A 22,411-nucleotide genomic window follows, 5' to 3' on the forward strand; every position below is an offset into this window, starting at 1 on the left:
ACTCTTTATAGTCCCGGATTATGTGATCCCAATCTTCTGATGTTCTTCTTTTCATTTTCCACTCCTTTAGAATAGAAAATGCATAGAAATCTCAGTTACTGGTAGATGGGGCTTTATTAGCGGTTACGTTAGTCCCTGACGATATAGTCGGCGCATTGTAGAAGCGACAGCTTCTCTTTCTTTTCTATAAATCATATTTTTACCTTATTTATTGAATTTATTTTAATCTATCTATTACTGATCACTACATTAACAAAGTGTGTCTCTCACAAATCTGACAGCCTTTGCAGCTTCCTCATCCAGATCAGCTCCGGGCATCAGCTCCCTCCAAAGGGCAATATCCCGACCAACCTGCCCTCCCGGCAGAACAAAGGGTTCCATAACAAGGGAACCGGTAAATTGGATATCATCCAATGCCTTTTTTATTTCCAGCCATGGCATTCTTCCGCATCCCGGGGGTTTACGATTTGTTTCTCCTATATGAAGAGCCGAAAGGTATGGCCCGCAGCGTTTTATTGCGTCTTCAATGGAATCCTCTTCAATATTCATATGAAAAGTATCCAACAGGATTCGGCAGTATGGACTACCAACCTGCTCCACATATTTGACAGCTTCTTCACTGGTGTTCAGCAAAAACTGCTCAAACCTATTAATAACTTCCACATTCAATATGACATCATGATCTTCAGCAACTTTTACAAGCTCTTTCATACTTTTGATGCTCTGATCCCATACAGCTTGTTTATCCGTTAAACCCTGAGGGGGAACTGCCGGCCAATAGCTATGGACTGTTCCGCTGATCATTTTTCCATCTATCGATGACACTGCTTTAATCACTCTTTTCATGAATTCGACACCCTTTATACGTGTTTCCTCATGAAGAGATGAGACATCATTATCGGCTGTCAGCCCGATACCATAGGAAAGAGTGATATCCTGTTCATCAGCCTCACGTTTCAGATCCCGACGTTTTTCTATATCAAGATCAGCTACGGCAGCAGCTTGAATCTCAAGCTGATCAAATCCAAGGATCTTTACTTTTTTAATATAGGGGAAGAAGTCTACATCCCAGGAATCCGCCCAATAGGCATAATATATTCCGATTTTACGGTCCATTTACTTGATGTCCTTAAGTTGACAATACCGTTGGTAATACTTGTCTATTTCGACTTTCTGTTCTTCCCTTCCTGAACTGGAAAATTTCTTTTGAGGAATGGATCTTTTAAGAATCTGACGGATTTGAAGAAGGTCCAGAGCTGGTTGATTTTTCATAAGTTGAATTCCAAGATTTCCCAGTGAGGTTGCTTCCTCAGGTCCTGCAATAACCTCTTTTTTCGTAAGATCTGATGTTAACTGATTGAGATTATTATTTCGGCAGCCTCCTCCGATTATATGCACTTTCTGATAATCAACTCCAGTCAACTTCTCAATCTGATCGATGCCGTATTTATAACTGCAGCTAAGTGAAATATAGGCTGAGGCAAGAACTTCAGAATCAGACATGTTTTGTTTCGTGTAGTCCCTGATAGCTGTAGACATATCTTTCGGATTAAAGAATACCGGGTCGTTAGGATTAAATACCGGTATTTCCCCTCCGCAGCTTTCTGCCATATCAACAAGCTCATCCCAGGTATATTTTCTTCCTGATTTTTCAAGACCTCTCTTTATGTTTTGCAGAATATGCATCCCTGCAGAGTTCTTCAGGAAAGTGATTGTCCCCAGGGCTCCTCCTTCATTTGCAAATCCATCAGCATATACATGCTCATTGATTATGGGTTTTGATAGTTCAGTTCCAATCAAAGACCAGGTTCCAGAAGAAATAAACAGAAATTGATCATCATCGGCTGGTACCGAGACAACAGCCGAAGCTGTATCATGTGAAGGAATGCTTATAAAGGGACAGCTATTAATTTTCAAACTGTCGGCCAGCTCCTGTTTTAAATTCCCATAAGTATCTCCATGATTAACCAAATCTGGAAAAAGAGATGGATTCAGATCAAATTGATCGAAAACTTTATTGGAATAAGCCCAGCTCTCCATATTCATCATTTGGGTAGTGCTGGCAATTGTAGGTTCCCCTAAAAGTGTACCCGTAAACAAATAAGCCAGGAGATCAGGAATTAGAAGCAACCGGGTGGCCGCGGTATAATACTCAGGAAGATACTTCCGTATACCCAGGAGCTGATATAAGGAATTCATCGGATGATCCGGGATTCCTGTTGCATCAAATACATTCTTTTTATCTTCGCTGTTCATATCATCAAGAATAGATTGGCCGAAGACATTCCGGTAGCAGAGAGGATTCCCCAGGAGCTGTCCAGATTCACCCAGGAGTCCAAAATCAATACCCCAGGTAGAGATTCCTACGGACTCGATAGGACCGAATTCATGAAAAGACTTCTGCAGCCCCTTCTGAAGTTCCCGGAAAATATAAAGGATATCCCAGTAATAAATACCGTTGACAAGAATGGCCTCATTGGGAACTTGATGCACTACATGTGTTTCTATTTTTTCACCATCATACAGTCCAGTTACAACACGTACGGAAGAATTCCCGCAGTCAAATGCAACCATGTTCAGATTTTTACTCATACTTCCTCCAGCAGTCTCATAATTAATTTTTCTTTTCCAGGCTGATTCTATTCTGTGAATTTCGTCTTGCCAGAAAGTGAATAATCATGGCTGCGATCATTATAAGTCCCCAGAATGCCACAGTAAGAAATGAACTGACACCAAGAAGATTCAGACCATTGGAAATAATCTGCAATATAACCAGGGATAGGATGAGACCTGTGACCTCTCCAAATCCACCTTCACTTTTAACCCCCCCCAGGACCGCTGCGAGGATTGTAACCAGCAGGTATGATTCGCCATATCCTGCCTTGGCGGAATTAAACCGCGACATCATGATAAGAGCTGCTACTCCGCAATATAATCCGGAGAGCATATAGGTCTGAATTATGACTTTTGTATTATTGACTCCGGAAAAAAAGGTCGCTACAGAATTTGAACCGAATAGAAAAATATTGAATCCCGTTGCTGTGTGATTCAGATAAAAAGCCATCAGCCAGGCAAAGATTGCAAAGAGAATCAGGGGCATGGGTATCCCTATGACAGTCCCGTTTCCAATAAAGCGGACAAAATCGGGCATACCCGAGATGACATAACCTCTGGTTATAATAAATGCCAGTCCCTGAAGCAGTTTCATTGTACCTAAAGTGGCCAGGATGGGAGGAATATTCACTATAGAAATCAGTATCCCGTTAAATAATCCAACGAGAACAGAAACCGTAAGTGCGGCCAATATAGCAAGAAGGATAACCATACCGTCACCCGAGGATGCTATTTCGGGATTTATATAAGATGTCAGGATCAGAGCAGCAGTAATACTGGAGATATTGGCTGTGGCAATTATCGAAAGATTGATCCCACCGGTTAACATGGAGATCATCATGGCGAGAGAGAGCAGACCTAATTCCGGAAGCTGGAAGGCCATTCCCTGAAAGGTCTCCAGTCTTAAAAAGTGACTTGGGCTCAATATAGCCATGATAATAAATGATCCTGCAAGAATCATACTGAGAACTTTCATCTCAGGATTTATTCTAGTTTTTACTTTGAACATATGGCCTCCCGTTCATTAACATCAATGACTGATGTTTTTCTGGACTTTTTCTTTTCTTGATATGAACTGAAACCAATGCTGATCAGAATGACAACACCAACCAGGAATTCATACCAGATAGCCGGAACAGCCATCAATGTCATTCCGTTTTTAAGTATGGCCAGGAGAGCAACACCAAGAATCGCTCCCAGAACACTGCCTTTTCCCCCTTCCAGACTGGCTCCACCAAGAACTACAGCGGCAATAACATTCAATTCTTTGCCGACTATGGAATTGGGAGCAACTGTCTGAACAAGAAGAGCCTGTACGACTCCTGCCAGTCCAGCCATAAAACCCAGAAAAGCATAGACAAAGGTCTCTGTAAAAAGGACATTGAATCCGACTCGAACCGCCGATTTTCTGTCACCTCCAAGAGCATAAATACTACGGCCCAAAATAGTATAACGAAGAATAAGAACTGCACTGATAATGACCAGAAACCATATCAGGGTAATAATGGATAATCCATATGGATTTCCATTACTGTTATGGAAGGTCAGGACACGAATCTCTGCAAAACTTCTGAACCAGTCGGGAAGAGAATAGATCCATTTCCCTCCAGTTATCACCATAAGAAAACCATAGTAGATATTCATTGTGGCAATAGTTGTGATGATTGGTGGAATCCGGAAATAGTATATTAATAGTCCGTTTACCATTCCCATCACTGTTCCGATAAATACAGCGATAGACACAGCAGTAAAAATATTCCCGCCGATTCTAATGATGGTGACGGCCATAATATACTCACTGACCGTTGCTATGGCGGCAAATGAGATGTCAATTCCGCCGGAAATGAGCACCAGAAGCACTCCGATTGCCAATATTCCTATAAATGAATTACTTTTCAACAGATCAAACATATTTTCGGCAGTAAAAAAGTTTGCGTTTTTGGAAGTAATGATTATGGAAAGCAATACGATAATAATAAATAAATAGGTCTCATGATATTTCAATAGTTTTTTCACATAATTACCCTTATTCCGCTGTTTCTATACATTTTATAATGTCGTCTTCCTGAGTATCTTTTGTTTGAAACTCAGATATAAATCTTCCCCGGTTCATAACAAGAACACGATGACAGCTATTTAAAACTTCCGGCACTTCATCCGAAATAATAATAACTCCCAGCCCCTTTTTAGCCAGCTGCTTGATCGATTCATGAATACTGCCTTTTGCGGCAATGTCGACCCCCACAGTGGGACCATCTAAAATAAGTAATTTTGGGTTAGTAGCAATCCATTTTGCAAGAACAACCCGCTGCTGATTACCTCCTGAGAGTGTGGAAACGGCAGCATCGATAGAGGGAACCTTTATGCTGAATTCATCAACAAGATTATCCACTGTTGTAGTCTTTTTTCTCTGGTCTATAATGCCGATCCCCTTGAGCAATCGATCTATGATAGTGACAACAGTATTTTTCTCCACAGATTGCTGCATAATAAGTCCCTGAACCAGTCTGTTTTCCGGAACATAGGCAACCCCATGTTTAACGGCGTCCTCAATAGAATTAAAATTAACTTCACTACCATTCATTTTAATGGTTCCTTCATCGATCGGGTTCATACCAAAGAGAGACATTGCCAGTTCTGTACGACCGGATCCGAGAAGCCCTGTAATACCAAGTATTTCACCGGGATAAAGTTCAAATGTTATATCTTTAAAATTATCTTTTTTAGAAATAGAATCTACTTCAAGAAGAGGATTGGTCCTGGATATAATCTCATCATTTCTGGAATATTCAAAATTCTCACCAGTCATGTAATATTCAATCTTATTACTGTCAAGTTCTGATGCCTGATAACAGCCGATTTTGACACCATCCCTCAGGACCGTAACACTTTCTGCTACCTGCATCACTTCATTTAATTTATGGCTTACAAACAGGATTGCAATCCCTTTTTGTTTCATATCAGTAACAACTTTTAGAAGAGCATCTACTTCTTTTTTTGTCAGGGCAGTAGTAGGCTCATCCATAATAAGGAGTTTCAACTCCCCCGTAAGGGCTCGGCAGATGGCAACCAGCTGCTGATCGGCAATAGATAAGTCTCCCAGCATGGCATTTAAGGGGATATCAATATTGATTCTATCCATCGCCTTTCGGGATATATTGATATATTCTTTCTTGCTTAAGAGTTTTCTTTTTCCGGAAATCATTCCACTGAGAGCTATATTTTCCGCTACAGTCAGATTAGGGAAAAGGGAAAGATCCTGATAGATGACTTCAATACCCTGATGTATTGAATCAATTGAGTTTCGATGTGAACTCTTTATTCCATTTATATAGATTTCCGAACCTGCATCCGGTTTCTCAACACCTGAAATTATTTTAATCAAAGTAGATTTTCCGGATCCATTTGTTCCGGCAAGACAGTGGATTTCACCTTCCTGTATATCAAAATCCACATTATTCAGAGCCTGTACACCAGTATATCTTTTACTGATATGCTTCATCGAAAGAAAAGCTTGAGACATAGATTACTACCTCATGAATTAATTTTTTTTAATAAAAAGCCCCCATGAAAAAATCAAAGGGGCTTTTCTACTGTTAAACTAAATACTAAGTATTAAAAACCGAAACTGTCTACATTATCTTTAGTAATGTCTATAACAGCATCAACTTTAATTACATCACCCTCAACAACAACTTTACCGATTCCGGGAATTTCCATTCCGTTAGTAATGGACTTACCGTCAACAATCTGCTTGGCAATCCAGGTCATGGCAAAACCGGCATCCTTAGGATCCCAGAGAATACCATGCTGCATGGAGCCTTCTTTCAAATAAGTTGCGGCATGATCCGGAAGAACGGTTCCCACAACAGTAACCTTTCCATCCATTCCCTTCTCTTTCAATGCCTGAGCAGCTCCCGGAGGTCCGAGACTTCCAAAACCAATAATACCTTTAAGTTCAGGATAGGTTTTAAGAAGTTCCAGGGTTGTCTGTTTTGACAGTTCCTGATCTTCTCCACAGGGTATTCTTTCTGTTACGAGTTCAAGATTGGGATATTTCTCTTCTGCATACTTAATTCCTTCATCTGCCCATAGATTGTGCAGTGGAACAGTAAGGCTTCCGACAAAAATAACGTACTGACCGGAATCACCCATATAATTGACCATCATGTCCCAGAAATGGCGGCCGAATTGGACATTATCGATTAACTCAATGTCATAATCCTTACCTATCTGATTTGGAGACTCGTGAGTAATTATAGGAATTCCCTTTGCCTTTGCCTTTGCAAATGCAGGTTCAAGAGCCTTAGCATCATTCGGTGTAATACAGATTGCATCTACACCCTTGCTAACCAGATCTTCTACCATTTTTACCTGTTGAGCAGGATCTGCATCTGAAGGACCAATCTGATATGAATTTACAAAAAGTAACTCACCTGCCTCTTTGACGCCTTCTTCCAGTCTGTTGAACCAGGGAATTCCCGTGATTTTTACTACTGTTGCGATTTCATGCTTTTCATCACCTGCTTCCTGTTGTCCAACTGCGAACAAGCCCGGTACTGCCAGAAAAAAGCACAAACCAAAAATAATAACTCTTGCAAGTTTATTATTCACCTCGACCTCCTAACCTCTTTGTTTTGATTTACTAAAATTTTCAATACCTGAGTATTGAAAACAATAACCCTACTTACCCTGGCCGTAATGATTCTTGGCAAAATCCTGCATTGCCAGAATATCCGCATCCGAAATGAGTTTCGGAGTTCCAATAGACTTTGCCATAATGTAAACTTGCGCTGTTTTTTCAACTACAAAAATGATTTTCATGGCCGCATCAAAATCATTCCCCACACAGACAGTACCGTGATTAGGAATCATCACCGCGCTTCTATCGCCCAGACCTTTGACAACATTTTCAGCCAGTTCCGGTGTACCGGGGAGAGCATAATCACAGTTGATGATCTTATCTCCCACTATCTGAACAAAGTCTTCACTGATTCCGGGAATATCTTCAATCAGTACCCCAAAAACACTTGAATAGATCGGATGGGTGTGAATAACAACGTTTACATCTTTTCGACTATTCATAATCGCAATATGGAGATTAAATTCAATTGATGGTTTTCTGTGGCCTTCCACAACTTCAAGTTTCTCATTCATTACAACAACATCATCTGCTGTAATATCAGGATATGGCATTCCACTGGGTTTTATATAGATCAGTCCGGTTTCTGTATCCCGGATACTTATATTTCCCCATGTACCGACTGTAAGCCCCTGACTGAAAAGACTCATGCCTCCATCGACTATTGCTTGTTTTAAAGCCTTATTAATAAGTGCCAATTAATGATCTCCTATGATTTATTTTCTCACGAAATGATACTATAACAACATTAAATGTTACTCATTTACCATTTGTATGTTATCATAGTAACAGTGCATTTATTGGCTGTCAAATTAAATTTTAATAAATGATTTAATAGGAAAAACATGCTATTTTATTTTACTTGAATGGGGTTATTTAAAATGAGTATTCGATTTGAACGTGTTAATAAAATTTGTGAATTGATTAAATTGAGGAACTCTCTCACTATCAGGGAACTGGCAGAGATTCTCAATGTATCAATTATGACTATCAGAAGAGATCTGGATGATATTCTTGATGATCCTGATATTCAGATGATACGGGGGATGTTTTTGTATAATCCTCAAAGTGAAAAGGAAGAAGGAACATCCTACTCTGTTATTACAGCTTCCACCGATTTTAAAGAAGCAAAAATACGTATTGCAGAGGAAGCCGTAAGCATGATTGAGGCAGAAGATCATATTTTGATTGATGCCGGATCAACAACAGAGTTCTTTGCAAAACGTTTACCGGAAAATCTGAAGATGACAGTTCTATGCTTCAGTTTGAATATTCTAAACATTATAATAAATAAAAAAAATACATCTGTGCTGCTTCCCGGCGGAATGTATCACAGCAGCTCAATGCTATTTGAAAGCCGGGAAGGAATTGAGCTGATAAAGAACACTCGTGTTAATAAGGCCTTTATTTCTGCCAGTGGGGTAAATCTTCGCCTTGGGGCCACATGCTCCGCAGATTTTGAGAGAGAGCTTAAAAAAACTGCATTGGAATCGGCTCACACCAGAGTTCTTTTAGTTGATTCATCAAAATTTGATAAATTGCAGAAACGTTATTTTGCCGATCTCAAGCATTTTGATGTTATTATAACAGATAAAGGGCTTTCTGAAGAAATCGCCGCCGATATCAGATCACAAAAAATTGAACTCAGGGTCGTTTAAAATACAAATAAATTACATAGTATGGATGCTTTGGGCTTAAGGTCTTCAGTATAGAAGGAGAGATAATGAGCCTGAACTATGAGGAACTGGATTTTCAAAAGACTCCCATTGGAGACCTCATGCTGCGGCGAAGGCGAATGCTCCAGCTTGGAAACACTGATATATATGAAGTGAAGCTGGGCGAACATTTCCTGATGACCAGTCTGTTCCATGAATCCGAATCTCAGCTTTCTGTTATCGGTCTTGGTGAAACAGATAAAAAAGAGCTGGATATTGTTGTGGGCGGGCTTGGCCTCGGTTACACAGCAGTAGCGGCATTGGAAGATACACGTGTAAAATCACTGGTAATAGTTGAATACCTGGAAGCAGTAATCGGCTGGCATAAGGATCATCTGGTTCCCATGGGAAAGACTTTGACCGATGATTCCCGCTGCCGGATTGTCAATGCAGATTTCTTCGCTCTTGCACGGGATGAATTCTCAAGCTTCGAAGCGGAAACACCCTCTAAGAAATATGATGCCATTCTTTTAGATATTGATCACACACCTAGCCATGTATTGAGTCAGACAAATAAACATTTTTATACAGAAAAGGGACTTGCCGAGCTTGCGCAGCATTTAAAACCGGAGGGAGTGTTTGGCCTGTGGGCTGATGGTTCCCCTCAGGAATCCTTCAGAACTCATCTGGAAAAAGTCTTCAATGATGCCCGGTCTCACCATATCCAATTTGAAAATCCCATAACAGGCGGCTCATCGGAAGGGACTGTTTATGTGGGACGGAAATTGAAAACAAAGTAAACGTTCTATAAATTACTAAGAAAAAGACTGGGATAAATTGTCCTGAATATGACTCAGACATAATTTTAAGTCCTGTAGAAAGTGTTCTACATCCACTTTCTCTGAATTTGTACTTAAGTTCTGTTGTCCGATCATTTTTCTATATTTCAGAGCAGTCATATTAAACCTTTTTTTGACCATTTTGTTTAAGTATTTTACATCACTGAATCCTGATTTTTCAGAGATTTTCAGGACATTCTGATCTGTTTCCCGTAACTGTTTCAATGCATATTCAAATCTCATACTGTTTAACAATTCTGTAAATGAAATCCCCAGATTTTCTTTTATGAAGTGAGAAAGTCTGAACCTGGAAATCTCTACTTCTTGAGCTATTTCCTCCAGAGTGATCTTTTCTTTGAAATGAAGACTCACATAATCAATTACTGTATTTAATCTATTTAAGCACTCTTTACAGTTTTTCTGTTTAATATCGAGGTATTTGTCTCTGAGTAGAAGTGTGTATAATTCATACATCAGAATATTGTAATAACCTATTATCTTATATCTGATTAAGTATGAATTATTAGGAACCATCAGCATATCCACAATAAGAGAAATAAGCTGAGGCATCTCTTTATACTTATCAACCAGTTCATCAAAAGTATAGATTCTGCTTATAAAACTCATACCCTCAAAAGAGGATTTATTCTCTTTAAGATGCTCCTTTGTAAAACGAAGAGTGACAATCATTGCATCCTCTGATGAGATAAGAGAATGAACTTGAAAATCGTTAACCATAAATAGTGTTTGAGATGTCAGTTGATAAGGGATTCCATCACAAATAATTTTGAGGTTCCCTTTGAGCACCCAGATGAGTTCACTTTCATCATGAGTCTGATCCAGATGTTCTATTTTTTTGGCAAAGTAAGTTTTAAAGGGCAGATTGTACCTGCTAAAGAGATCTATACAGTTTTCATTCATAAATTATCCTGCCTCTATTGTACTCTCAAAAAACCAATATAAATAGTCTTTTATCGATATCACATGACATTCTTGCTATATAATTACAGTATAATGCTCTTTATATGACATCCTTGCTAACAATACTTTCTAACTTTTCCTTGTATTTATCGATAAATATTTTATGATTACTTAATTTTCAAAGGGGTTTCATATGGGCTTACCGGCACTTAGCTATGTCGTATCGATGACAATGTATATTTCATTTCTATTTTTCTTCCTGGATTATACGAGGGAGAAGCAAAACTTTTATAAATGGTTTTTTATATTGGCTTTGTTCACTGCACCAATCTGGTTTTTAAATTTACACTCATGGTTCAGATGGGCCAAAACAATAAGTATTCTGATTCCTATCTGCTTTTTTAATTATGTCAGGATTTCAAATGATGAAAATCATGAAAATGTTTTAATGTCATTAAAGAAGAAATGGCCCCTATGGATTCTATATTCGATCCTTCTGCTTAATATTCTGGAAGCGGCAATGACAGACTTTGAATTGGGCAATAATTTTAACGCAATCAGCGGCCTCATTCTATGTATAACAGCTCCCCTCCCCACAAAGCACTGGAGAATTGGAAAAAATGACGGGAAAAACTCATTTGCCGAAGTGATTGCTGATCTCCCCCTTGCCTGGTGCCTGTTATACATGACCTGGAATGCGGCCTTTGTATATGCAGAGAGTCCAAGCTTTTTTTCTGCCAGTCTCTGTATCCTCATCGTTCCTGAAATCTGGGTGTTTTACCATAAAAGAGTCGATCTCTGGCTTCAGGCAAGGGTCTATACTCTGGCAATGCACCTCCTGATAAGATCCTGCTATGACGTCTTTACTCCGGTTATGGATTCAACCCTCTGGTTCAATGAAACTGTTCTATACTCCTGGGGCGCCCTGAACTTAGTGCTTCATGGAGCCTACCTGTTCTACTGGTTTTTTAAATTACGGAGCAAGGATTATCAGATAAAACACTCCGCTGAAGCATACGGATATTAAAAATTTAAAAACAAATAAGGAAATAATAATGGAACAGATCAAACTGTTGGAATTTGTAAATATGGTATCCGGTACCAAAATGGGCAGCCGGAAACAACTGGGCTATGATGATCCGCGATTTGCACTATTGGAAAAGATAGTCACCGAAGAGATGGCTGAAGTAGCTTTACAACTGGAATACAGAAATCCTCTTAGTGTTGAAGAGCTTTCTCTGAAGTGTAAAAAAGATGTAGAGACAACCAAAAAACTGTTATGGGATCTGGCGGATGCCGGTGTATCCACAGTCAATGTAAAAGATGGTGTGGATAAATTCTGGTATGAAACATGGGTGCCCGGGATATTCGAACTGGTTGTAAACAATAAGGACAATGCAAGGAAATACCCTCAGATTTCCAAAGCTTTTGATGATTATGGGAAATTAAAAAATCCCGATGCCGCAGGCAATTTCCCCATTGGCAAGGGTCTTATGCGGGTCATCCCCATACAGACCGCCGTAGATGGTGAAACAAGAACGGCCTCCTCAGAAGAAGTAGACCGCTATGTAGAAAACTCAAGACTCATAGCCGTTACTGACTGCAGCTGTAGAACCTCCCGTGAAGAGAATGGTGAGGGCTGCGGTCACCTCAAGGAGGATATGTGCATTCTCCTTGATGATGCAGCGGAGTACTATATCAGAACAAAGCGTGGTAGAGAGGTCTCCAAGGAAGAAGCCCGGGATATCATGAGACGTGCAGAACGGGATGGTTTAATGCACCAGATCCCCAACACCGAGGGAGAAGGACATACCCATGCCATTTGTAACTGCTGCGGCTGTAGTTGTTATGCCCTGAGAGCCGCCTCCATGTATAACAATCCGGACATGGTTCGTAGTAACTTCGGCTCTCAGGTCGATAAGGATATCTGTGTAGGCTGCGGTGAATGTGTGGAAGTATGTCCGACAAACGCACTCAAATTAGGTCAGAAAATCTGTGTAAAAGAAGAAGTTGAAATACCAGTGAGAACCGAGTTCCCCGACAATACTGAATGGGGTGCAGATAAATGGAATTTCGACTATAGGGAGAACAGAAAAGAATCCCTGGATAGCGGAACATCTCCCTGCAAGACAGACTGTCCTGCCCATATCAGTATTCCGGCATATGTGAAGCTGGCCTCTCAGGGAAGATATGGGGATGCTTTAAAATTGATCAAGAAGGAAAACCCCTTTCCAGCCGTCTGCGGCCGTGTATGCCCTGCCCTCTGTGAAAGTGCCTGTACCAGGGGTGGCCTTGATGATCCTATTGCCATAGATGATATCAAGAAATTTATTGCTGAACAGGATCTTAATGAGGAGCATCGCTATATTCCTGAAATAAAGCATGACTTTGATAAAAAGATAGCTGTGATCGGCGCCGGTCCTTCAGGCCTGAGCTGTGCCTATTATCTGGCGGAAGAGGGATATAAGGTAACTGTATTTGAAAAACAGGACAGATTAGGTGGAATGCTGACCTATGGAATCCCCAACTTCAGACTTGAAAAAGATGTTATCAATGCAGAAATTGAAGTGCTGAGAACCATGGGAGTCAATTTCAAAACAGGCATCGATGTGGGAACTGATATTACTATATCTGATATGAAAGAACAGGGATTTAAAGCCTTTTATCTGGCCATCGGTGCACAGAAAGGGAGGATGCTTGGTCTTGAAAACGAGAATGCTGAAAACATCCATACAGGCGTTGATTTCCTCAAGGAACAGTCACTGGACAGTAAGAGTGAGATCTCCGGGAATGTCGTTGTCATCGGCGGCGGCAATGTAGCCATTGATGTAGCCAGAACAGCAGTCCGCACAGGCGGCGAATCGGTGCAGATGTTCTGCCTGGAAGACAGGGATACTATGCCTGCTCTGGAAGAAGAGGTGGAAGAGGCATTAAGTGAAAAGATTAGCATTAATAACAGTTATGGCCCTTCCCGCTTTATCGTAGAAAATGGAAAAGTAAAGGCTGTCGAGTTTAAAAAGTGCATTTCAATATTTGGCAAGGATGGAAGATTCAATCCTTCATTCGATGAGAGTGATAAAATCATTGTAGAAGCAGATTATGTCCTGATTTCTGTAGGCCAGTCGTTTGATTACGGTTCACTGCTGCAGGACCATAAAGTAGAAACCAATGCAAATGGAACCATCAAGGTTGATGATTTCACCCTGCAGTCCAGTATTCCCGAGATCTTTGCCGGTGGAGATATTGTGACAGGACCTAAATTCGCAATTGATGCTATTGCTCTTGGAAAAGAGGGAGCCACTTCTATCCACCGCTTTGTTCAAAGAGGACAAAGCCTGACCCTGGGACGAAGACGAAAATACTATAAAGCTCTGGATAAGGAAAATGTAGATTACAGTCAGTATGGTATGGTACAGAGACAAAAGCCGAAAGTGGCTCATATCGAAAATCTAAAAGGTGATTTTACTGATCCCAGAGGGATTCTATCTGAAGAGCAGATAAAAAAGGAAACCGATAGATGTCTGGGTTGCGGTGTGACCGTTGTAGATGAATTCTTATGTGTTGGATGTGGTGCCTGTACAACAAGATGTAATTTTGATGCCATTAAACTTGTTAAAAAGCATGATGCACAGGGTGTTGATTTTCCCGACCTTAAACCCATCATAATCAAGCATGCCTTAAAAAGAAAAGTGAAGATAGCTTATAAGAAAGTGGGACAGAAATTCTCAATCAGATCCTGATTTTCTGCTTAACCAAGATTTAACTTTTGCATGATTACTTCTCCGGAAAGACCTTACAGGGTCTTTCCGGAATGCTGGTGTTTACTGAAGCAGTCTGATTTGTACAGCTCTCTTATTCTTGAACACTGCTCTTTTGTCAAAGCAAAATAATCACTGTTATCTGTACTGGTACCACTGTTCTCAATAAGAACCATCCGGCAATCCCGGCTCATAATCGTAGTGTGCCAGAGACCCTTGGGAATATTATATATTGACCCGGGCTTCACCAGAGTCAATTCCCAGTGTTCAGCATTCTTATTATCATTCAATGTCACAATAGTGCAGGAACCCTGAAAAAGAAGAAACTGTTCTTCAGTCTGTAGATGCCGTTCCATTTTTGTGATGTTTAACAGATTGTTTGCAGCTCCGTAGTTCTTCAGTCCAAGAATACGACCATCCCGGTCATAAGGGAAAATCACCCCGGGTTCATCATGAGAGAAAATTTCAATATTCATTGCAGGTCCTGAGTATATGGAACCGGGATAAAAGAATTATCCCGTTCCGGGTTATTTTAAAAAATTATTGATCGAATCGAAGCAGTGATGCAGACTCGCGATCAAAGAAACTGTAACAGTTTTCATGTATCTGAAGAATGGAAGCTGGACATTTTTTGTTAATCTTACCATTAACAGAACAAGAAACAGCGGCAGCCTTACGTTTATCCGGAACTGTATTGATAATATAAGTGCTTTTCATAATTTGTCTGACACTCATAGAAACAGCCTGTCGGGGAACATCTTCCAGGCTGGAGAACCAGCCTTCATTCAACTGTTGCTTCCGGCATTCTTCATCAAGATTCACCACAAGATAAGGAATTTCTGTTTCAAAATCCGCAGGGGGATCATTGAATGCCAAATGTGCGTTTTCTCCGATTCCAACAAAAGCAACATCAATAATATCCCTGGAAATGAGGCCATTGATTCTACTAAGCTCTTCATCAAGATTTTCAGCATCACCCTTTATATAATGAAAAGCCTTCAGATTCGATACCTTGGCTTCAAAACGTTCCTTCAGATACTTTCTGAAACTGGCTTTATGACTTTCAGGTATTCCGATATATTCATCCAGATGAAAAACTTCTACTTTGGACCAGTCAATATCAGCCTTAATAAGTTCACTGATCATCTCAAACTGACTGGCACCTGTAGCAAGGATAATACGTGCAGAACCCTTCTCATTCAGAGTCTTCTGAATCAATAATCCACCCTTCAAGGCAGCTTCTTTTCCATTAGTTTCTTTGTTTTCATTAATGCAGATTGTCATTTAATTCCCTCATCATTTATATATAATTCTGTAGTTAAACAGATTGTCCTCTGTATGGATAAGATCCCATCCATTAATCTGAATGAGCAAATATCCGCTGCATCACCAACTTCAGGATCTAATTCCCAACCATCAAGATTCAGCAGGTTCCAGGGATTCACAGTCGCACATCGTACACACTCCTCCAGAGTCAGATCACTGCACTCCATCAAATGTGCAATACACCTGTTCAGAAGAGAGGAAGCACCTGCTAAATTGCTTGTATTATGGAGTCCCATATGGCCATCTTCAAATATTTCGATGTCCATGTTCCCCCATTTATAAAGCCCTGGTTCACTTCCAGCCAGCGCTGCAGCATCGCTGATAAGTATTGTCTTGTCCGCACCTTTGCTTTGTGTAAAGCTTTTTAAAACATAGGGAGGGAGGTGAAATCCATCTGCAATGATACTGGCACTCAATCTCCCATCACTCAACTGTTTCCATAAGAAGTTCTGGAGTCTGGGAATATAGGCTGGACAACCATTACCAAGATGAGTGGAGAGTCTGGCTCCTGCCTCAATTGCCTGCTCTATCATCTCAACTGATGCATTAGTATGGCCAATGGCTGCAATAACTCCCTGGTTACTGATCTTACGAATAAAATCCAGGCTGTCCTCATCTTCAGGAGATAGGGTTACAATTTTGATTAATCCCTCTGCCGCATCCTGCCAGCGAAGAAACTCTTCAAAATCTGCACCCCTGATATGAGAGGGATCATGAACCCCTCTGGCACCTTCATCCAGTGATATAAAAGGTCCTTCAATATGAATGAAGGGCAAAGCATATTCCAGGAGAGGGGAAGCCTTCCTGGCTTCAACAATGGCTTTGATACTTGCCAGGATGTTATCCTCTGAATTTGTGATAATTGTCGGCAAATGCCTGGTTGTCCCACTGAGAGAAATATTTTTAGTCAGCTCCTCAATCTGTGATAGGCTGAGAGAGTCGGAATAATTTTTTCCCTGATATCCATTTATCTGTATGTCCAAAAACCCTGGAGACAGATAGTTAAGACAGTCCTCTTCTATCTCATTAACAGAAGCAATCTTGCCATTTTGAATTTCAATATTCAGATTTCGACCACTGAAGATCGATTTTCCTTTAATATAAGTCACGTCTATAAATCCTCTATAAATTCGATAATCCCGGTAGCCAGAGTGACAGCTGAGGTACGAATGTTACGATAAAAAGTAAAATAATCATGGTAAGATAAAAGGGCAGTAATGCCTTTATAGAGTCTTCAATTTTCAGCTTGGCTATGGCACAACCTACAAACAGTGAAGTTCCTACCGGTGGTGTGCATAGTCCCAGGCCAAGATTCAAAATCATAATAATTCCAAAATGGATCGGGTCTATACCAAACTGAGTAACAACAGGGAGCAGAATGGGTGTGAGAAGAAGAATCAGTACTCCCATATCCATCAACATCCCTAAAAAGAAAAGCAGAAGATTGATAGAAAGAATAATTACTATTGGATTATCTGAAATTGATAGAAAAAAGTTGGTTACCAGCATAGGTACTTTCAAATAGGAGAGAAGAAATCCAAAAGCTGAAGAAGTAGAGATAATCGCAATAATTAAAGCCAGCATTTTGGCTGAATTGCTGAAAATTCTATACAATTTCGTCATAGACATATTCTTGTAGACCAGAAACGTAATCAGCAGAGCATAGGCCGAGGCGATTGCTGCCGATTCTGTGGCCGTAAAGATCCCCAGGATAATTCCACCAATGATAATCACTATAGTCAGGAGACCAAGGGATGCATCCTTACAGATGGCGATTCCTTCTCTGAAAGTGTATTTTTTCCCCTTGGGGTACTTTCTATGCTGTGCAATGATGTAGGTCGTCAGCATAAGAGAGAGGCCCAACAGCAAACCTGGAATATACCCTGCCAGAAACAGTTTTCCAATTGATAATCCACCAGCCGCCAGTGAATAGTAAATCATGTTCTGGGACGGAGGAATAATTACCCCCTGAACAGAGGAAGTAACCGTTACAGCAACACTGTAATCCTTATCGTATCCCTCATTTTCCATAGCTGGAATAAGAAAAGATCCTACAGAGGACACATCAGCTACAGATGATCCGGAAATTCCACCAAAAAACATACTTGTAACAACATTGACCATGGCTGTACCACCTCTGATCCTGCCAACCAGAACATTGGCAAAGCTCATCAGTTTGTCACTGATACCACCTTCTATCATTATCTGTGCCGCCAGGATAAAAAAAGGCACTGCTAAGAAAGTGAAACTGTCCAGGCCGTTAACCATTTTCTGAAAGATGAAAAGCAGGGGAATCTTCAGATAAAGAGATGTAATAACAGAACTGACAACAAGAGAAAAGGCTATGGGGACCCGGATAAGCATCAGAATGGCGAGAACACCAAAAAGCAGCAGAATACCATTCGTATCAATCGGCATCTTTACCCTCCTCATTCACTAGAAAAAGCTTCAGGAGATTCAAGATTGAAAAGGTTGCCATCAGAATCCCCCCGATAAGGGATGAAGCGTAGAGATAGCCTCTTCTTATTTGTGTTGCCGGCATCTTATTGGCCCAACCGAGTTTAATCATCTGTACACCGTAAAAGATCATCAGAAGAGAAAGAGCAATGATAATTGAATGCCGAAAAGCATCGAGGATTATTTGGCCCCTTCTCCCCTGTCTGTCATAGAAGTACTCCAAGGCGATATGAGAATCGGCCCTGACTCCCATGGCCATGACAATGAAACCAAACCAAACCAGTAAGAACAGAGTGAGCTCTTCAGACCAGATAGTGGGATTATTGAATACATAGCGCAATATGACCTGAAGAACAGTAAGACTTAACATCACTGCCAGAATTGCCACAACAGATGCGTTCAGAATTTTATCTACTTTTTTAAAAAAATTATCCAAAAAATGGCCCCTTAATAATCGGGGTATCATGATTCTGATACCCCGATCTCTCTTAATTTACTTTCTTGATTCTGGAAATAATATCTTCATACTGGGGGTACTCATCATAGATGGGAGCAATGGCATTCTGAAAAGGCTTTGTGTCCACGGTGTAAACTGTACAACCCGAAGCTTCAGCTTTTGCTCTAAACTCATCCTGCATCTCATTCATCAGTTTCCGCTCAAAAACAGTTGCCTCATCAGCAGCCTCTTTAACAGCTTTTTTCTGATCATCATTAAGATTATTCCAGGATTTCTGACTCATGATAATCATGGCAGGAGGACTCAGGTGTCCATCCATTGAGTAGTGTTTAGCCACTTCGTAATGACCGGATGTGTAGTAACTTACAAAATCATTTTCTGCACCGTCAATCACACCTGTCTGAAGAGCTGTATAAACCTCACCATAGTTCATAGGGGTAGCAACGGCACCGACCAGGTTGACCATATCAATGGTTATTTTTGCTTTTTGTACACGGATTTTCTGACCTTTAATATCTTCAAAAGATTTGACAGGTTTCTTCACGGTGTAAAACGAGCGTGAACCGGCTTCAAGATATCCAAAACTGACCATACCGTATTTTGGGAAGATATCAAGAACTTCCTGCCCTATTTCTCCATCGAGAATCTTATATTTAACATCCTGATTGGCAAAAATATAGGGCAGAGTGAAGACACCCAATTCGGGAACTGCCTGAGCCAATGTCACGGAGTTGACCCGGGCCAGATCAAGAATTCCTGCAACAACCTGTTCAATATTTTCTGTTTCCTGTCCCAACTGGGCACTGGCATACAGATCAACCAGAACTTCACCATTTGTTTTTTCATTAACAAGATCTGAAAATTTATGCATGGCAATGGTAACCGGATTATTTTCCGGCTGGTTTTCAGCCATTTTTAAAATAATCGGTTTTATTTCCGATCCATCAGCAGCATTTTCCTGACTTCCTGCAGCAAAGAGACTGAAGGACATGAGACATGTAAAAGCAAAGATAAATATTTTTTTCATATATAACTCCTTTCATTCATTCTCAAGGAGAAACTATGTTTTGTCAACATTTTATTAACATGTTGTGTTATTTAATATAAATGCTTCCCCTGTATATATATAATAAACTCTCTACTGGATTTTAAATAGAATTTTTAAACATAATTAACATTTTATGTTTATTAATAAAATCTCAGAAGATCACCAACGGGCTGTCAGATAATGTTCAATGGCCTGATTAAAAACAGAATTAGCGATTCCCAGAGACTCACCTTTTTCTACATAGTCAAGTGTCTGGATTGAGGGGGTGGATTCCACAAAGTCAGGGAGTTGTTCTTTTAATTTCAACTCCAGCTGTTTAGACAACTTTGAAGACACAAAAGCACTGAGAATATAAATTTTATCAGGGAAAAAAGTGAGGTATAGATTTTTAATTATACCCAGAATCATATCATTTATGGCTTTCAGGTTCTCTTCCGGAAATATGTTATCCCTGATTAGTCCTACTATAACCTCTTCATCAATTCCTTCATTCCAACCGTTACACTTAAGCATTCCCGATAAAGCCGCGATTGACTCAAGAGTGGAACAGTCCTCTGATTGAGGAATATTCATATCCCAGTGTCCAATTTCACCAAACAATCCATTTGGTGACTGTAGTATCCTTCCTTCCATAGCACATGAGACGGCGATACCATAACCCCAGTGAATCAACAGTGTTGTTCCCTTTGCTGATTCAGGCCGCTTTAACAGACTATTTTTCAGAAGAGAATCAATATTCCTTTCAATGATAATGATTGAATCTCTCCCCCCCTCTAATTCCTTGAGGTCCATCTTTTTAAGCTTGGGAAATCGTGAGACCATTCGCCAAATTTTCTTATCTTTATCGATAAGGCCGGGAAGTGCAAAACCAAAACCGATAAATTTAGATGACAGGGGCATCTGACTGTGAAAATCTTTGACAACATCATTGAAAATATCAAGCATCTCAACTGTGTTTGTATCAATATCCAGCTTAATAACTGTCTCTTTGAGGATTTCTCCCTTTAGATTAATAATAGCTCCCCGGAGACTCATGGAAATAATTGAAAATGAGACAGTCCAGAAACGATTGCCGTTAACTGTCAGAAACAGTTCCGGTCTTCCCCTGCCAATATTTGCTTTATTGTGATCCTCCCGAATAATGTCATCCTCAATTAATTCGGCAACAATACGCGAGACTGTAGTTGGCCGTAGTGAAAGTTCCTGGATGATTTTCTTACGGGTGATATCGGGAGTTTCGAAGAGCTTTTTTAAAACCTGATTTTTCTCTCTATCTTTTTCACGAGTGAGGGTTGAATGTAAATAGTCAAAATCAAGAATCATAATACCAATCCTTAGGCTCTCAGTGGAAAATAATAACTGGAGATCTGGATAAAGTATATATAGATTTTAGCAAGCCGACAATTGTGCATTATTTTAACATGACAGTTCCATCTGTGAATTCCAGCATTTCAAAATATCTGAGGGTATTCACTCCATCACGACCGGCAATAGAATCTGTGACCACAGTAAGACCATTCTGTTTCGTAATTGTATATTCAGATTCCTTCCCGGAGAAAACGACTGCATTTATTCCAGAATTGCCTGTCAGATCATTATCAAAACTGTTAACCCGTAGTGATGAATCAAGTTCTCCGGTCAGAGTGATATCCTTCAGATATCTGGATTTATGTGTATAGGGGAGAGATTCATCAAACCTGAGACTGAATACTCCCGAAAGGGATGAATCAATTCGAGCATTGTAGCTTAGAGAATCAGCCAGGAACATCCTTGAAATACCGGCACCCTGAGGATCTTCTGTTTCAACCTCTTCTCGAGTCTTGGCAATGTAGAATCCCCACATTCCCCTTTCTGAACTCTCAGGAACTGAAGAATCATTCCATGCACCCCAAAGACCATACCAGGAGTCAACAACAGAAGCCAGATACTCCTGAGTCAGGCTGTTTTCTGCTTTCAGCTCCTTGAGCCAGCCTTCATCCGGATTCATTCCCATTGCCCATATACCATTACTCAATGCAAGTTCCTGCGCTCCGCGGATCAGAGCCTGGTAAGCTGGAAGAGCTCCCGGGTTCCCGCCCCTGCCATCCACACCGATTCCGTAGTCATGAACCATGTGAAGTATCTCTTCAAATGCAGCATCACGATGCTCATTATACTGATTTTCCATATACCAGGGGTGCCCTTCTACCGGGAGTTCTTCTTCAAAAAGTGACTGCGCCGGAACCCTTGTCTTATTGCTTCCGTCATCTCTGAAATTCAATAACGCAAGAACTGCAGAATTTTCAGCCATCTTATTCGCGACGTCCGACTTGTCTGATCCATAAGCAGTTCCAGGTACGTCTGTCAAATAATGCTGCAGGATATTACGGGCTCTGACAATCTGCTCATTGGTTATTCTATTCTGTGCCACTATACGAATAGCTCCACCATTGGGAGCTATAATCTCTGTATATCTGTCAAACGCATTCACATATTGGCTTCCCATCACTTCAGGTACAGCTGTGATCCCCAATTCAAGATTCTTGTCATATATGGGATCACTGTATTGTTTCATCATAAGATTGGTACAGGAGCTGAACATGATAACGATTAAAAACTGGAAAAGTAGAGCCTTCAAAGGGCTGTGAGTTTTAGGATTCATCTGATAACCTCGATAATTTTAATTAATGATCTCCAACGGATACATTACAGCCTT

General features: G+C 40.4%; 20 protein-coding genes. 4 read left to right on the top strand and 16 right to left on the bottom strand.

The window, feature by feature from the left end; translation table 11 throughout:
* Positions 1 to 249: 249 nt before the first annotated feature.
* From DV872_RS22900 to DV872_RS22930, 7 genes are all read right to left on the bottom strand, one after another.
* Positions 250 to 1,116, bottom strand: coding sequence for a sugar phosphate isomerase/epimerase (locus DV872_RS22900; protein WP_114632297.1), 867 nt, complete (start codon positions 1,114 to 1,116; stop codon positions 250 to 252).
* Positions 1,117 to 2,592 carry a rhamnulokinase family protein gene (locus DV872_RS22905; protein WP_114632298.1) on the bottom strand — a complete coding sequence of 492 codons (1,476 nt, stop codon included), beginning with the start codon at positions 2,590 to 2,592 and terminating at the stop codon, positions 1,117 to 1,119.
* Positions 2,593 to 2,614: 22 nt separating this feature from the next.
* Positions 2,615 to 3,622, bottom strand: coding sequence for an ABC transporter permease (locus DV872_RS22910; RefSeq protein ID WP_114632299.1), 1,008 nt, complete (start codon positions 3,620 to 3,622; stop codon positions 2,615 to 2,617).
* The gene (locus DV872_RS22915; RefSeq protein WP_114632300.1) at positions 3,610 to 4,629 is read right to left on the bottom strand and encodes an ABC transporter permease; all 1,020 of its coding nucleotides are present in this window, start codon (positions 4,627 to 4,629) and stop codon (positions 3,610 to 3,612) included. Before DV872_RS22915 ends, DV872_RS22910 begins: the two co-directional genes overlap by 13 nt.
* A 10-nt stretch (positions 4,630 to 4,639) precedes the next feature.
* On the bottom strand, positions 4,640 to 6,136 hold the full coding sequence (locus tag DV872_RS22920; protein ID WP_114632301.1) for a sugar ABC transporter ATP-binding protein: 1,497 nt from the start codon (positions 6,134 to 6,136) through the stop codon (positions 4,640 to 4,642).
* 92 nt (positions 6,137 to 6,228) lie between these two features.
* On the bottom strand, positions 6,229 to 7,227 hold the full coding sequence (locus DV872_RS22925) for an autoinducer 2 ABC transporter substrate-binding protein (protein ID WP_114632302.1): 999 nt from the start codon (positions 7,225 to 7,227) through the stop codon (positions 6,229 to 6,231).
* Positions 7,228 to 7,296: 69 nt separating this feature from the next.
* Positions 7,297 to 7,953 (bottom strand): class II aldolase/adducin family protein, encoded by a 657-nt coding sequence (locus DV872_RS22930; RefSeq protein ID WP_230391661.1) that lies wholly within the window; start codon positions 7,951 to 7,953, stop codon positions 7,297 to 7,299.
* 183 nt (positions 7,954 to 8,136) lie between these two features.
* On the opposite strand from DV872_RS22930, the gene DV872_RS22935 reads away from it, so the two are divergent.
* Both DV872_RS22935 and DV872_RS22940 read left to right on the top strand, forming a co-directional pair.
* Positions 8,137 to 8,913 (top strand): DeoR/GlpR family DNA-binding transcription regulator, encoded by a 777-nt coding sequence (locus DV872_RS22935; RefSeq protein ID WP_158547128.1) that lies wholly within the window; start codon positions 8,137 to 8,139, stop codon positions 8,911 to 8,913.
* 65 nt (positions 8,914 to 8,978) lie between these two features.
* Positions 8,979 to 9,710 (top strand): spermidine synthase, encoded by a 732-nt coding sequence (locus DV872_RS22940; RefSeq protein WP_114632304.1) that lies wholly within the window; start codon positions 8,979 to 8,981, stop codon positions 9,708 to 9,710.
* A 15-nt stretch (positions 9,711 to 9,725) separates the two neighbouring features.
* Here the strand turns inward: DV872_RS22940 and DV872_RS22945 are convergent, their stop codons facing one another.
* Positions 9,726 to 10,670 (bottom strand): AraC family transcriptional regulator, encoded by a 945-nt coding sequence (locus tag DV872_RS22945; RefSeq protein WP_114632305.1) that lies wholly within the window; start codon positions 10,668 to 10,670, stop codon positions 9,726 to 9,728.
* Positions 10,671 to 10,902: 232 nt separating this feature from the next.
* Here DV872_RS22945 and DV872_RS22950 point away from each other — a divergent pair, with 232 nt between their 5' ends.
* Positions 10,903 to 11,697 (top strand): DUF5692 family protein, encoded by a 795-nt coding sequence (locus DV872_RS22950; RefSeq protein WP_370446662.1) that lies wholly within the window; start codon positions 10,903 to 10,905, stop codon positions 11,695 to 11,697.
* A gap of 28 nt (positions 11,698 to 11,725) precedes the next feature.
* Positions 11,726 to 14,410, top strand: a complete 2,685-nt coding sequence (locus tag DV872_RS22955) for an FAD-dependent oxidoreductase (protein WP_114632307.1) — start codon at positions 11,726 to 11,728, stop codon at positions 14,408 to 14,410.
* A 53-nt stretch (positions 14,411 to 14,463) separates the two neighbouring features.
* Here the strand turns inward: DV872_RS22955 and DV872_RS22960 are convergent, their stop codons facing one another.
* From DV872_RS22960 to DV872_RS22995, 8 genes are all read right to left on the bottom strand, one after another.
* A complete protein-coding gene (locus tag DV872_RS22960) occupies positions 14,464 to 14,904 on the bottom strand; it encodes a hypothetical protein (protein WP_114632308.1) in 441 nt (146 codons plus the stop codon).
* 64 nt (positions 14,905 to 14,968) lie between these two features.
* A complete protein-coding gene (locus DV872_RS22965; protein WP_114632309.1) occupies positions 14,969 to 15,712 on the bottom strand; it encodes a glucosamine-6-phosphate deaminase in 744 nt (247 codons plus the stop codon).
* A complete protein-coding gene (locus tag DV872_RS22970) occupies positions 15,709 to 16,863 on the bottom strand; it encodes an N-acetylglucosamine-6-phosphate deacetylase (RefSeq protein ID WP_158547129.1) in 1,155 nt (384 codons plus the stop codon). The genes DV872_RS22965 and DV872_RS22970 overlap by 4 nt, the downstream gene beginning before the upstream one ends.
* Before the next feature lie 13 nt (positions 16,864 to 16,876).
* The gene (locus DV872_RS22975; protein ID WP_114632311.1) at positions 16,877 to 18,172 is read right to left on the bottom strand and encodes a TRAP transporter large permease; all 1,296 of its coding nucleotides are present in this window, start codon (positions 18,170 to 18,172) and stop codon (positions 16,877 to 16,879) included.
* Positions 18,162 to 18,647 (bottom strand): TRAP transporter small permease, encoded by a 486-nt coding sequence (locus DV872_RS22980; protein ID WP_158547130.1) that lies wholly within the window; start codon positions 18,645 to 18,647, stop codon positions 18,162 to 18,164. The genes DV872_RS22975 and DV872_RS22980 overlap by 11 nt, the downstream gene beginning before the upstream one ends.
* A gap of 52 nt (positions 18,648 to 18,699) precedes the next feature.
* On the bottom strand, positions 18,700 to 19,695 hold the full coding sequence (locus DV872_RS22985; RefSeq protein WP_114632313.1) for a TRAP transporter substrate-binding protein: 996 nt from the start codon (positions 19,693 to 19,695) through the stop codon (positions 18,700 to 18,702).
* Positions 19,696 to 19,875: 180 nt separating this feature from the next.
* Positions 19,876 to 21,039 (bottom strand): ROK family transcriptional regulator, encoded by a 1,164-nt coding sequence (locus tag DV872_RS22990; RefSeq protein WP_114632314.1) that lies wholly within the window; start codon positions 21,037 to 21,039, stop codon positions 19,876 to 19,878.
* An 88-nt stretch (positions 21,040 to 21,127) separates the two neighbouring features.
* Positions 21,128 to 22,357: a hypothetical protein gene (locus DV872_RS22995; protein ID WP_199563529.1), complete on the bottom strand. Its 1,230-nt coding sequence runs from the start codon at positions 22,355 to 22,357 to the stop codon at positions 21,128 to 21,130.
* Between the last annotated feature and the right edge of the window lie 54 nt (positions 22,358 to 22,411).

It is taken from the genome of Oceanispirochaeta sp. M1 (assembly GCF_003346715.1).
Lineage (GTDB): Bacteria > Spirochaetota > Spirochaetia > DSM-2461 > DSM-2461 > Oceanispirochaeta.

Excerpts from the sequence above, each read along its gene's own strand:
- DV872_RS22900 (WP_114632297.1), bottom strand. The coding sequence starts at position 1,116 with ATGGACCGTAAAATCGGAATATATTATGCCTATTGGGCGGATTCCTGG.
- DV872_RS22905 (WP_114632298.1), bottom strand. The coding sequence starts at position 2,592 with ATGAGTAAAAATCTGAACATGGTTGCATTTGACTGCGGGAATTCTTCC.
- DV872_RS22910 (WP_114632299.1), bottom strand. The coding sequence starts at position 3,622 with ATGTTCAAAGTAAAAACTAGAATAAATCCTGAGATGAAAGTTCTCAGT.
- DV872_RS22920 (WP_114632301.1), bottom strand. The coding sequence starts at position 6,136 with ATGTCTCAAGCTTTTCTTTCGATGAAGCATATCAGTAAAAGATATACT.
- DV872_RS22935 (WP_158547128.1), top strand. The coding sequence starts at position 8,137 with ATGAGTATTCGATTTGAACGTGTTAATAAAATTTGTGAATTGATTAAA.
- DV872_RS22940 (WP_114632304.1), top strand. The coding sequence starts at position 8,979 with ATGAGCCTGAACTATGAGGAACTGGATTTTCAAAAGACTCCCATTGGA.
- DV872_RS22945 (WP_114632305.1), bottom strand. The coding sequence starts at position 10,670 with ATGAATGAAAACTGTATAGATCTCTTTAGCAGGTACAATCTGCCCTTT.
- DV872_RS22950 (WP_370446662.1), top strand. The coding sequence starts at position 10,903 with ATGTATATTTCATTTCTATTTTTCTTCCTGGATTATACGAGGGAGAAG.
- DV872_RS22955 (WP_114632307.1), top strand. The coding sequence starts at position 11,726 with ATGGAACAGATCAAACTGTTGGAATTTGTAAATATGGTATCCGGTACC.
- DV872_RS22960 (WP_114632308.1), bottom strand. The coding sequence starts at position 14,904 with ATGAATATTGAAATTTTCTCTCATGATGAACCCGGGGTGATTTTCCCT.
- DV872_RS22965 (WP_114632309.1), bottom strand. The coding sequence starts at position 15,712 with ATGACAATCTGCATTAATGAAAACAAAGAAACTAATGGAAAAGAAGCT.
- DV872_RS22975 (WP_114632311.1), bottom strand. The coding sequence starts at position 18,172 with ATGCCGATTGATACGAATGGTATTCTGCTGCTTTTTGGTGTTCTCGCC.
- DV872_RS22985 (WP_114632313.1), bottom strand. The coding sequence starts at position 19,695 with ATGAAAAAAATATTTATCTTTGCTTTTACATGTCTCATGTCCTTCAGT.
- DV872_RS22990 (WP_114632314.1), bottom strand. The coding sequence starts at position 21,039 with ATGATTCTTGATTTTGACTATTTACATTCAACCCTCACTCGTGAAAAA.
- DV872_RS22995 (WP_199563529.1), bottom strand. The coding sequence starts at position 22,357 with ATGAATCCTAAAACTCACAGCCCTTTGAAGGCTCTACTTTTCCAGTTT.